This is a genomic window from Blochmannia endosymbiont of Colobopsis nipponica (genome assembly GCF_014857065.1).
Lineage (GTDB): Bacteria > Pseudomonadota > Gammaproteobacteria > Enterobacterales > Enterobacteriaceae > Blochmanniella.
On record NZ_CP046533.1, the window covers coordinates 701,113 to 712,660 of the forward strand.

Annotated in this window: 11 protein-coding genes and 3 tRNA genes; 3 read left to right on the forward strand and 11 right to left on the reverse strand. The window is 29.5% G+C overall.

Annotated features, from left to right (window positions below; translation table 11 throughout):
* Nucleotides 1-64: 64 nt before the first annotated feature.
* The 9 genes from hisIE to sbcB all read right to left on the reverse strand — a co-directional run bounded on the left by hisIE (nt 65) and on the right by sbcB (nt 8,950).
* On the reverse strand, nt 65-691 hold the full coding sequence (gene hisIE / locus GN160_RS03165; RefSeq protein ID WP_192380298.1) for a bifunctional phosphoribosyl-AMP cyclohydrolase/phosphoribosyl-ATP diphosphatase HisIE: 627 nt from the start codon (nt 689-691) through the stop codon (nt 65-67).
* Nucleotides 688-1,461, reverse strand: a complete 774-nt coding sequence (gene hisF, locus GN160_RS03170) for an imidazole glycerol phosphate synthase subunit HisF (protein WP_192380299.1) — start codon at nt 1,459-1,461, stop codon at nt 688-690. Before hisF ends, hisIE begins: the two co-directional genes overlap by 4 nt.
* Nucleotides 1,443-2,183, reverse strand: coding sequence for a 1-(5-phosphoribosyl)-5-[(5-phosphoribosylamino)methylideneamino]imidazole-4-carboxamide isomerase (hisA, locus tag GN160_RS03175; RefSeq protein WP_192380900.1), 741 nt, complete (start codon nt 2,181-2,183; stop codon nt 1,443-1,445). Before hisA ends, hisF begins: the two co-directional genes overlap by 19 nt.
* A gap of 5 nt (nt 2,184-2,188) precedes the next feature.
* The gene (hisH, locus tag GN160_RS03180; protein WP_192380301.1) at nt 2,189-2,773 is read right to left on the reverse strand and encodes an imidazole glycerol phosphate synthase subunit HisH; all 585 of its coding nucleotides are present in this window, start codon (nt 2,771-2,773) and stop codon (nt 2,189-2,191) included.
* Nucleotides 2,770-3,852, reverse strand: a complete 1,083-nt coding sequence (gene hisB / locus GN160_RS03185; protein WP_192380303.1) for a bifunctional histidinol-phosphatase/imidazoleglycerol-phosphate dehydratase HisB — start codon at nt 3,850-3,852, stop codon at nt 2,770-2,772. The genes hisH and hisB overlap by 4 nt, the downstream gene beginning before the upstream one ends.
* Nucleotides 3,853-3,870: 18 nt before the next feature.
* Nucleotides 3,871-4,941 carry a histidinol-phosphate transaminase gene (gene hisC, locus GN160_RS03190; RefSeq protein WP_192380305.1) on the reverse strand — a complete coding sequence of 357 codons (1,071 nt, stop codon included), beginning with the start codon at nt 4,939-4,941 and terminating at the stop codon, nt 3,871-3,873.
* Nucleotides 4,931-6,253 (reverse strand): histidinol dehydrogenase, encoded by a 1,323-nt coding sequence (gene hisD, locus GN160_RS03195; protein WP_192380307.1) that lies wholly within the window; start codon nt 6,251-6,253, stop codon nt 4,931-4,933. The genes hisC and hisD overlap by 11 nt, the downstream gene beginning before the upstream one ends.
* A 4-nt stretch (nt 6,254-6,257) precedes the next feature.
* Nucleotides 6,258-7,157 carry an ATP phosphoribosyltransferase gene (hisG, locus tag GN160_RS03200; RefSeq protein WP_192380308.1) on the reverse strand — a complete coding sequence of 300 codons (900 nt, stop codon included), beginning with the start codon at nt 7,155-7,157 and terminating at the stop codon, nt 6,258-6,260.
* A gap of 317 nt (nt 7,158-7,474) precedes the next feature.
* On the reverse strand, nt 7,475-8,950 hold the full coding sequence (gene sbcB, locus GN160_RS03205) for an exodeoxyribonuclease I (RefSeq protein WP_192380310.1): 1,476 nt from the start codon (nt 8,948-8,950) through the stop codon (nt 7,475-7,477).
* A 252-nt stretch (nt 8,951-9,202) separates the two neighbouring features.
* On the opposite strand from sbcB, the gene tmaR reads away from it, so the two are divergent.
* Nucleotides 9,203-9,523 carry a PTS system regulator TmaR gene (tmaR, locus tag GN160_RS03210; protein ID WP_192380312.1) on the forward strand — a complete coding sequence of 107 codons (321 nt, stop codon included), beginning with the start codon at nt 9,203-9,205 and terminating at the stop codon, nt 9,521-9,523.
* 240 nt (nt 9,524-9,763) lie between these two features.
* On the forward strand, nt 9,764-10,756 hold the full coding sequence (gutQ, locus tag GN160_RS03215; RefSeq protein WP_192380314.1) for an arabinose-5-phosphate isomerase GutQ: 993 nt from the start codon (nt 9,764-9,766) through the stop codon (nt 10,754-10,756).
* A 110-nt stretch (nt 10,757-10,866) separates the two neighbouring features.
* Here gutQ and GN160_RS03220 read toward each other — a convergent pair.
* Nucleotides 10,867-10,939 (reverse strand) — tRNA-Asn (locus tag GN160_RS03220).
* Between the two features lie 200 nt (nt 10,940-11,139).
* Between GN160_RS03220 and GN160_RS03225 the strand changes: the two genes are divergently transcribed.
* Nucleotides 11,140-11,229, forward strand: a tRNA-Ser gene (locus tag GN160_RS03225).
* 209 nt (nt 11,230-11,438) lie between these two features.
* Here the strand turns inward: GN160_RS03225 and GN160_RS03230 are convergent.
* A tRNA-Ser gene (locus tag GN160_RS03230) sits at nt 11,439-11,525 on the reverse strand.
* Nucleotides 11,526-11,548 lie beyond the last annotated feature (23 nt).

The window sequence follows — 11,548 nt, forward strand, 5'->3', positions numbered from 1 at the left end:
TTTATAAAATGAAGAGTGAATGGCAGTTTATTTTTTATTTTCTTTGAGATGCTTTATGTTGATCTTAAATTAAAGGATTGTTGTTACGCATCTTCAATTTTTTAATTACTTCATTAAGATTTAATGAAGTAGCTTTTAAGAGCACTAATAAATGGTATATTAAATCCGCAGATTCATTGAGAGTTTCTTCTTTGTTTTTTGTTGCAGCAGCTAAAGCTACTTCGATGCCTTCTTCACCAACTTTTTGAGCAATATATTTTGACCCTTTGGTAAATAATCTAGCAGTATATGAATTTTTTAAATTTAATGATTTTCTTTCACTTAAGATTTGTTCTAATTGAAATAAGAAAGTTCCGTTACTGACGGCTGGATGAAAGCAACTGCTAGTACCATGATGACATGTTGGTCCAGATGGTAATGCTAGTATTAACAGTGTATCCTTGTCGCAATCTTGATATAAATTTATTAATTTTAATTTATTTCCAGATGTTTCTCCTTTGGTCCATAAACATTTTTTTTTTCGCGAAAAAAAAGTCACATACCCACTTTTCTTAGTTGTTTGTAATGCTTCTTGATTCATATATCCTAACATTAATACTTCTCCAGACATGACATTCTGTATGATGACTGGTGTTAATTTATTGGTTTCTTGACAATTATCTTTTTGATCTTGTTCTTTTTTTATTATCATAATCTGATTTTTACTCCTTTTTGTATCAGAAATTTTTTTAGTAAATTAATATTTATGATTTTTTTATGGAAAACTGAAGCAGCTAGTACCCCATCTGCATTAGCATTTTGTAAAGCTTCTAAAAAATGTTGATAAGTTCCTGCTCCACCTGAAGCAATTAATGGAATATGGCATATCTGACGTATTTTATATAGTTGTGTTATATCATAACCATTTTGTAATCCATCTTGATTCATCATGTTCAATACAATTTCTCCAGCTCCGCGTATTTGTATTTCTTTTACCCAATTTATAGTAGACCACTCAGTAATTTTAGTAAATTTTGGATTACCGGTATAACACTTTACTTGATAGATATTTCTTTTGGCGTTATACCATGTATCAATACCGACAACAATACATTGTTTGCCTAAGTGATCACTCAGATGGTTAATTAGATTCGGTTGTACTACAGCTTGGGAATTGATGGATATTTTGTCTGCTCCAGCTGCAAGAATTTCTTTTGCTTCCTGTAATGTCTTAATTCCTCCAGCCACACAAAATGGTACATCAATCACTTCAGCAATTCGTGATATCCAGGTCTTATCAACTACACGTTTATCAGGAGAAGCTGTGATGTCATAAAATACTAATTCATCAGCTCCTTCTTCAACATATCTACGTGTTAGAGGAATAATATCGCCAATAATTACATGATTTTTGAATTGTATACCTTTTACTACTTTCCCATTAATCACATCAAGACAAGGTATTATGCGTTTTGCCAACATTTTATTGCTTCCATAACAGTAATTTTTTTTTCTAAAAATGCACGTCCGATAATAATATTTTGAACTCCACTTTTTTTTAGATTTTTTATATCTTCTAAATTATGTATACCTCCAGAAGCTTGAAATGATATTCTTGACCATGTTTTGCATAAATCTGTATATAAATTGATATTACTACCAGATAAAGTGCCATCTCGTGAAATATCGGTGCATAAAATATGTTTAATGCCCATTGTATTATATTGTTCAATTATTTCTTCTAACTTAAATTTAGAGGTTTTTTGCCAACCATTTATAGCAATTAAGCGTTCTCCTCTATTGTTTATACGAATATCTAAAGCTAGAATTAAAGTTTTAGCCCCAAAATATTTTAACCATTGTTTTACAATTTGTGGTTTTGTGATAGCTATAGAACTCAGTATAATTTTATTTGCTCCCATGTCTAATAGATTTTTGATATCTTCCAGACTTCTTATTCCTCCACCCACCTGGAATTTGATTTGTTTATTGTGTGTTAATATGTTTTTCAGTAAAAAAATTTGTCGTTTCGTAGGATTACGTGCGCCATTTAAATCAATTAAATGTATAAATTTTGCTCCTTGATTAAAATAATTTTGTAAATAGAAAATGGGTTCTTGATCATAGTGGTATTGTTTTGTATAGCATCCTTGATTTAAACGAACTATCTTGTTTTCGATGAGATCTAAAGCTGGAATTATCATGTATTTCATATCTCTAAAAAATTTTTTAATAGTTGTTTACCTATTTTACCTGATTTTTCTGGATGGAACTGTACGCCAAAAAAATTTTTATGTTTTATAACAGCAGTAAATGAATGACCATGACAGGTTGTAGCAATTGTTGAATCACATATTGGCATAGCATAACTATGTACGAAGTAAAAATAATCATCTTTAATTTTATGAAATAAGCAATGTTGATTTTTTATTTTTATTTTGTTCCATCCTATATGAGGTATAGGTAAACCGTAATTTTCGATTTTTTTTGTGAGGGTATTTATAATACCTAATGTTTGAGTGCCATTATTTTCTTCACTACTAATCCCTAATAGTTGCATGCCAAGACAAATACCTAATATGGGTTGTTTACAGTCTTTTATTAGTTTTATTAATTTATTTTTTGTTAATTCTTGCATTGCAGTTTTTACGCTTCCTACACCAGGTAAAAATAACTTATTTGCTTTTAAGATATCATTGGCATTTTTACTAATAATTGCTCGATGTCCTAAATTACGTATTGCGGTACTTATCGAGAATAAATTTGAACATCCAGTATTTATAATAACATTCATTCCAATATACCTTTAGTACTTACTATATATTCTTCTTCGCCATCTTCTATACGAATTGCTTGGTTGAGTGTGCATCCAAATGCTTTAAACAGGCCTTCTGCTATGTGATGATCATTATTGCTTTTAGTGCTGCTTAAATGTAACGTACAACCCATACTATAAGAAAGCGAGCGAAAAAAGTGTTCTATCATCGCAATATTTAAAGATCCAATATTTAGGGAGTTATATTGTACGTCGTATTTAAAATATGGACGACCAGAAATATCTAATACGCAACTAGCTAAACATTCATCCATTGGTAAGATAAATCCGAATCTGTTTATTCCTTTTCTGTTCCCTAGTGCCTTGTTTAATACTTTTCCAAGCACCAAGCCTGTATCTTCAATTGTATGATGATCATCTACACAAAGATCCCCTATTGCTTTGATGTTCATGCTAATTTTGGCGTGAGTTGCAATTTGTTGCAACATATGATCAAAAAACTTTATTCCAGTATCTATATGAGTATTATTTCTTTGATCTAACCATATTTGTATATTAATTTTAGTTTCATTTGAAATTCTATTTATTTCAGCCGATCTATTAAGTTTGGTTAATTTTTTACTAATCATTTTCCAATTTAGATTATTTGGATGATAGGCCAATCCTTGGATACCTAGATTTTTTGCTAAAATCATGTCTGTTTCCCTATCTCCTATTACATAACTTTTAAATTTATTTAATTGATTAGGATTCAGCCATGAAGTTATTAATGTTGTTTTTGGTTTACGACAATCACATTGTGCATTTGAATAGTGAGGGCATATTAATATTTTTTCAAATTTTATTCCTTGAGAATTAAAGATTTTCATTAAAAAATTATGTGCTTTATCAAAAGCTTTTTGAGGAAAATCAGGTGTACCTAATCCATCCTGATTGCTGATCATTATTAATGTGAATTTGGCCTTTTGCAACTCTAAAAGAGCAGGTATTACGTATGGTTGTAATGCAATTTTTTCTATATGATCAACCTTAAAATTGTTTAATGGTTCGTAAATAAGAGTTCCATCACGATCAATAAATAGGATTTTTTTAGTCACGAAATGTTCCTTACTTGTTTATGTTATTTTTAATTTTTTTAATATATCTATAATAGATTTACATTCTTGATAAGTACCTACTGTAACGCGTAAACAATCTGATAGTCCTAATTGTTTATTCTGATTTCTTAAAATTATACCCATTTCCCATAATTTTTTAAATACTTGGTATTCTGGATATACTTTAATTAGTAAATAATTACTAATACTAGGAAATACTTTTTGTATACATGGACACTTTTTGAGTTGTTCGATGAGCATATTTCTATTTTCATTAAGTGTATATATTCTTTTCTGTGTTTTTGCTAATTCTTCGGGAGTTAGAGCTTGTGCAGCAATATCTGTTACTATGCTTGGTAATGGATAAGGAGTTAAAATTTTTAACAGTAACTTAATTATTTTTACATTAGCTATAGTAAAACCACATCTGATACCAGCCAAAGCAAATGCTTTTGATAAAGTACGTAAAATAATCAAATTTTGAAATTCCGGCAACCAGCTAACAAGACTTTCTTGTAAACAAAAATCAATATAAGCTTCATCCACTACTAATAGCGCACGATTATTTATCATATTCAATAATCTTCTAATATCTTTTTGATTGATGATATTTCCAGTAGGGTTATTGGGGTTACAGATATATATTAATTTGACATTTTGTAATTTTTCGTTTATTGCTGATAGATTTAGTTGCCAATTTGCAGTTAATGGAATTATGCTGCGTTTTATTCCAAATATTTCAGCGCAGATGCTGTACATTCCATATGTCGGCGGGCAAAAAATAATAGCGTCTTTATTCGGTTCACAAAAAACACGCATTAATAATTCAATTCCTTCATCTGCTCCACGAGATATAAGAATTTGTTTTGGTAAAACTCCTGCGTATGCAGCATAATTTTTAATTGTTTCTTCATGTTGAAAATCTGGATATCTATTTAAATTGTTAAAATTTTTAGGGCTATTAACATGCGGAGAAATAGCTGATTCATTAGCATTGAGCAAGATATTACCTTCACCTCCTATTTTCCGTGCAGATTGATATGGTTTCAGTTTTAGTACATTTATTCTAGCTAAATTATTAATATCCATGTTCTTGTTCTGAAATAGTAGTCCGTAATGTTACGGAACGTTTATGTGCGATTAATTTTTCGGATTGTGCTAAAATTTTAATTGTAGGAGCTAATTTTAATAATCCTTCTTTGCTTAATTGTTGTACTGTTATTCTTTTTTGAAAATCGGTTAAATTTAGACCTGATTTAGTAGTGGTGCAACCATAAGTAGGTAATATATGATTAGTACCTGATGCGTAATCACCAGCTGATTCCGGCGACCAGTCGCCGAGAAATATTGAACCAGCATTTGTAATATCATGCATTAAAGATCTTGGATATCTTGTTTGAATAATCAAGTGTTCTGGAGCATAGTTATTACTTATAGCTACACATTCTTTTAAATTTTTGGTGATTATTAATGAGCTATTTGATAATGATTGCCTAATAATTTTGTATCTGGGAAGTGATAATATTTGTTGTTCAATTTCTTTTTTTACTTTTTCGACTTGGTCAAGACTAGGCGTTAATAGAATTACTTGTGAATCTTGACTATGTTCTGCTTGGGATAATAAATCGGAAGCAATAAATTTTGGATTGGCGGTTTGATCCGCAATTATTAAAAGTTCTGAAGGACCTGCTAACATATCTATTGATATTCCATGTATTTCTTGACTAATTTGTTTTTTGGCTTCAGTTACCCAAACATTACCTGGACCAAATATCTTATTGACTTTTTTTATGGATTCAGTGCCAAACCCCATTGCAGCAATTGCTTGTGCTCCTCCTACTTGATATATTTCTTGTACGTTACATATGTATGCAGCATATAAAATTTCGTTAGCTATAGGTGGGGGTGAACACATAATAATATGTTTACATCCAGAAATTAACGCTGGTATCGCTAACATTAAGACAGTTGAGACTAATGGCGTTTCTTTTCCGCCGGGAATATAGAATCCTACTGAATTTAATGGGCGTACTATTTGTTGACATAACACACCTGGTGTTGTTGTAACACTTATCTTCGGTAATTTTTGTGCTTCATGAAAAATAGTGATGTTTTTTTTTGCTGTATTTATTGCTTGTTTAGTATTGTCCAATAATTTGTTTCGTGCTTGGTATATTGTAGCAGGAGTAATGCGAAATTGTTTTATGTTAATATTATCAAATTGTAAAGTTAGTGATCTGAGTGCATGATCTCCATTTGATTGTACTTGTTTTAATATATCATGTACAGTTGTAGTTACAAATTGCGATTTGGTTATAGATGGTCTAGTCAGTATTGTTGCTTTTTCTTCGTCAGAACATTTATGCCAAAATATTACTGCAGGATATTTATTAGATTTCATATAATTATTCCATCATTTTTTCTATTGGTAACACCAGTATTGAACTTGCACCGAGTTTTTTCAACTTTTCCATTGTTTCCCAAAATAAATTTTCATTACTTACCATATATATTGCCACTCGATGTTGATTTCCTGCTAGAGGCAATACTGTAGGACTTTCTGCTCCAGGTAGTAGATTAATAATTTCTTCTAACTTTTCAGTGGGTGCATGTAACATTATGTATTTTGATTCTCTAGCTTGAATTACTCCTTGAATGCGAATCATTAATTTGTTTATTAAAGATTGTTTGTTTGTTGATAGTTTTCCATCTCTTTGTATGAGGCATGCTTTGGAACGATAAATTACTTCTACTTCACGTAATCCGTTAGCTTCTAACGTTGCCCCGGTAGATACCAAATCGCAAATAGCATCAGCTAATCCAGCTCGTGGCGCTACTTCTACAGAACCATTTAACAAACATGATTTAAAATTAATGTTTAATTTATCTAGGTATTGTTTAAGTAGATTGGGGTATGATGTCGCTATACGTTTATCTCGTAAAGAATTAGGTCCGTTCCATGGTTCATCTATTGGTACAGCCATAGATAATCTGCAATCTCCAAAATCCAGCCTACGTAACGTAAAATAATGTGGATTATTACCTTGAGATCGTCTAGTGAGTAATTCTTCTTCTAAAACGTTTTCTCCTATAATACCTAAATCTACTACTCCGTCCATTATTAAACCTGGAATATCATCGTCTCTTACTCTCATGATATCAATCGTCATATTTTCTGCAAAAGCTAACAATCGTTGTTGTTGTAAATTGATTTTTATTCCGCATTGTTCTAAAAGTTGTTGTGATTCTTTGCTTAATCTTCCAGATTTTTGCATTGCGATACGCAATCGTGATCTATTTGACATGATATTTCCTTATTAATTTACATATCACAATAATTTTATCTTACAAGGACGATTTATTTTATATGAGCTAGTTTACTAAATTATGAAGCATTATTAAAGTTAAAATTTGTAGTATTTAGAATAAAATTTAAGTATATAATCGTATTTTTATTTTTTACTGTTTATGTCCAATAGTTTATGTTAGTAAGTTATATGTTTTAAAATTAGTAATCTTGTTTGGATGTAATGCTTTCTAAAAATTTGTTTCAAATTTTAATTGTATATTTGTATAAAATTTTATTTAAAAATTAAATTAAAGTAATGCTTATTTTAATATTTTAATCAATTATATTTGAATATTTTTTATTTGTTGTGAGTTTAGTAAAATTTTCTAAATGTTTGAGCAATGAATATAGGAGCTGTGTCTTGGTTTTATTTTTTTTATGTATAGAGATGAGTAGCTTTAGTTTATAATCGTAATGCGATAGATAAGATTTGTTGAATGTTTTTTTTATATATTCTCCCCAATATTTTTGTTCGTAATCATTTAGTGTATTTGGAAAATTACGCGCCCTATAATAGAATAGTAGAGGTTTTAAACGCTCATCAATAAAATCAATTTTTAGTTTTGGCAATATTTCTGGAGAACTGCAACGAATTTTATTCATGGCTTTAAGATCAGGTGTTGTAAAAAAATTGTTGTAAAGTTTTGTATCTACATGTTTTGATGAGTAAGATGGAGTATGATATTTAATATCAGAGTAAATTGATGTGATTTTTTTGTTTATATTTTTACGATTTTTTTTTAAGTATATTAATTTACTATATTGTGTATTAATGTCTAATTCTAATCTGTTAATATCTTGCGGGCGTAATGTATTTATGGGCGCTAGTATGGGACATCTATTAATATGTACCAAATTGATAGATTCGTTGTTTTTTTCTAAATTTTTCTCAGTTAAAAATAATTGTTCTTTCAATGTATTTATATCATTATCTAGTATCGTTTCTATATTATTGTTAATATCGCAGGTTATTAATATATTTGGATTATTGGGATGCCACATTATTGGTGCTACACAGGTTATGTTTTTTTTATTAGCGTTATAAAATTTGTTAGAGACATATATTAACGGCTTCATCTTTGTTTTTTTGATTAATTTTCTTATTTGTTGTTTTGTATGATATTTATGAAGGTAATTAAATAATTTTGGTTGCATTTTTAGCACTAATTTTGCCAGCTCTAAAGTAGCATTAACATCATGTATAGCATCGTGATTATTAGTATGATTGATGTCATTGTGTTTGGTTAAATCTTTCAATTTAAAACTAGGTATTCCTTTTTTATTAATAGGCCAATTTATACCTTCTGGACGCAAAGTGTAGCATGCATGCATTACATTTAGTAAATCCCATCTTGAATTGCCACATTTCCAACTCCAACTATAAGGGTCAAAAAAATTTCTGTAAAAAATATTGCGACTGACTTCATCGTCGAATTTGATATTATTATAACCAAATATGCAAGTATTTGATTTACTAAATATTTGATGGATATATTTAGCGAATTTAGCTTCTGTAATTCCTTTTTTTAATGCTTGTTGAGGTGTAATCCCATGGATAAGTACAGCTTCTGGTTCTGGTAGATAGTCATCACTAGGACGGCAAAAAAATGTTATAGGTTTTTCTGTTGGTATAAGATCTTTATTCGTTCTAATTCCTGCAAATTGAACTGGTTTATCTAATGCTGGGTTTTTACCAAAAGTTTCGTAATCATATATAAAAAAGTTTTTTTGTTTAAAAAATTTGTTCATATTTAATTTATGGGACGACTGCTAATTAACCTTAATGATTTTGGGATAAACTTACGATAACATATTCGTATAAGATGTATTAATGAATATCCAGTTTATGAATAGTTTAATATAATTATTTATACATTCATATAAATAGTACAGTTTTTGTATTATAACGTTATGTAATTTTCTTTATTTTAATAAATTTTATTTTCTTATTGTGATATATTATGTCTTAATGTAATTTAATTAATTAAAGGTAATTAGTTCATGGAATATTCAAAACCTTCTTTTTCTGATGTACTGGAGTTTGTACGTATGTTTCGTCGTAAAAATAAATTGCAAAGAGAAATTGCTGATAATGAAAGGAAGATTCATGATAATCAAAAAAGGATTTTATTATTAGGTAATTTGAATGATTATATTAATTCTGGGTCATCTATTGATGATATAAAGGCAATCATTGCTAATATGCGTGTTGACTATGAAGATCGTATAGATGAATATATTATCAAAAATGCTGAATTTTCAAAAGAAAAACGGGAATTGTCTAAAAAATTGAAATCTTTTGGGAAAACAGAGGAAATTTAGTACATATTAGATAATTTAATTACATATTCCACTCAATTTAATTAATCATTAGTTAGTGAATATTTCAATTTAATATGTTGTTGTTTCGTTTTTGCGATTAAATAATTATAATTTTATATTATAATGAATTTCCTGTCCCAATTTGCTTTATTTATATAAACGAGGATACATATTATCATAGACATTGTAATTATAATTACGTTAAGGATAAATTACAAGTTAGATTATTATGTGATTTTGATGAACAAGATTATTAATGATGTGCAATTAGATACTCAATTATTGACTTATGCTAAAGAAACTTTAGCTATTGAAATTGCTGAAGCACAGAGGATGTTATATCATTTAGATGATAATTTAATTGTAGCTTGTAAGATAGTTTTAAATTGTACAGGTAAAGTTGTTGTGATGGGCATGGGAAAATCTGGACATATAGGTAAAAAAATTGCGGCATCTTTAGCTAGCACCGGTACTCCATCTTTTTTTATTCATCCTACAGAAGCTCTACATGGAGATTTAGGTATGATTAGTAATCAAGATGTAGTTATCTTTATTTCTTATTCCGGTTTTAATTGTGAATTTGATATTTTGATGCCATTACTAAATGAAAATTCTATTCCAGTCATAGCTTTTACTGGAAATATTACATCTTCTTTAGCTAAATCAGCTACATGTGTGTTGAATATTAATATTGAAAGAGAAGCTTGTCCAATGGAATTATCTCCTACTTCAAGCACGGTAAATACATTAATGATGGGTGATGCATTGACGATGGCAGTAATGCGTCAACGTGGTTTTAGTATTGAACAATTTGCAAGATCTCATCCAGGAGGTGCATTAGGATCTCAATTATTAAATAGAGTACGTCATGTAATGCGTGTGGGTGATCAAACAGCTAAAGTAACTTTTCAAGTGACAGTAATGGATGCCATGTTTGAGTTAAGTCGTACTGGATTAGGTTTAACTGCAATATGTGATAATTTGAGTCATGTTCTGGGGGTTTTTACTGACGGTGATTTGCGTCGTTGGTTAGTCAAAGGTAAGTCTTTAAATGATTCTATTTTAAAAGCAATGACCAAACCGGGTTACCAATTATTAGAAAGTTTACGAGTAAGAAATGCAATAGATATTTTTTATAAATATAAAATTACAGCCGCTCCTGTAGTTAATGTTGATGGGTTACTAGTAGGTGCGATCAGTATGCATGATTTACGTAAAGTCAATATTGGATAAGTATGAGAATAATCTGTGGCATTTGAGTTAAAATATTTTGAAATTTTTATTTACTTAATTTACATTATTGGATAATTGGTTCTAGGTGTTTAGTTTTAAGAATTGGAAAACTCCCCTGACTGGGCTCGAACCAGTGACATACGGATTAACAGTCCGCTGTTCTACCAACTGAACTACAGAGGAATTGTAGGCAATATTATATGTTCATTGAAGTAATGTCAACCAAATTAGGATGTATTATTAAATTTGTGAAGTTTTTCTTTGCTTATTTATGTTTAAATTAGTTTTAAAAATTTATATGTGTTTAGAAAATTATTTAAAAATGTTACGTAATAACCGGTATGTTTTAAAGATTCTACTATAGCAAGAAATTGTTTTAAAATGGAGAGATGCCGGAGCGGATAAACGGGACAGTTTCGAAAACTGTTAGGAAATAAAAATTTTCTTCAAGGGTTCGAATCCCTTTCTCTCCTTATGTACTTAAGGATTTGGAATGTTGTTTTTATATGAATAATTGAATTCTCCGTGCGATTGATATGATCATCTATTTTACATTTTATTTATGTTTTTAATGTTTTTGATTTATCAATTCTGTTGTATTTGCTTCTTTTCTAATATCTAAATTTTATTAATTCTTAATTTTGTTTACTAAATATCAAAACCATTTTGGCGTTTGCGATGACGGTGAGGAAGGGATTCGAACCCTTGATGCATATTAACACATTCACACTTTCCAGGCGTGCTCCTTCAACCACTCGGACACCTCACCCCATAATTACAATTATCTAAGTT

Bases quoted from the DNA above. Each gene is read 5' to 3' on its own strand.
- hisIE (WP_192380298.1), bottom strand. From the start codon at position 691: ATGATAATAAAAAAAGAACAAGATCAAAAAGATAATTGTCAAGAAACC.
- hisF (WP_192380299.1), bottom strand. From the start codon at position 1,461: ATGTTGGCAAAACGCATAATACCTTGTCTTGATGTGATTAATGGGAAA.
- hisA (WP_192380900.1), bottom strand. From the start codon at position 2,183: ATGATAATTCCAGCTTTAGATCTCATCGAAAACAAGATAGTTCGTTTA.
- hisH (WP_192380301.1), bottom strand. From the start codon at position 2,773: ATGAATGTTATTATAAATACTGGATGTTCAAATTTATTCTCGATAAGT.
- hisC (WP_192380305.1), bottom strand. From the start codon at position 4,941: ATGGATATTAATAATTTAGCTAGAATAAATGTACTAAAACTGAAACCA.
- hisD (WP_192380307.1), bottom strand. From the start codon at position 6,253: ATGAAATCTAATAAATATCCTGCAGTAATATTTTGGCATAAATGTTCT.
- hisG (WP_192380308.1), bottom strand. From the start codon at position 7,157: ATGTCAAATAGATCACGATTGCGTATCGCAATGCAAAAATCTGGAAGA.
- sbcB (WP_192380310.1), bottom strand. From the start codon at position 8,950: ATGAACAAATTTTTTAAACAAAAAAACTTTTTTATATATGATTACGAA.
- tmaR (WP_192380312.1), top strand. From the start codon at position 9,203: ATGGAATATTCAAAACCTTCTTTTTCTGATGTACTGGAGTTTGTACGT.
- gutQ (WP_192380314.1), top strand. From the start codon at position 9,764: ATGAACAAGATTATTAATGATGTGCAATTAGATACTCAATTATTGACT.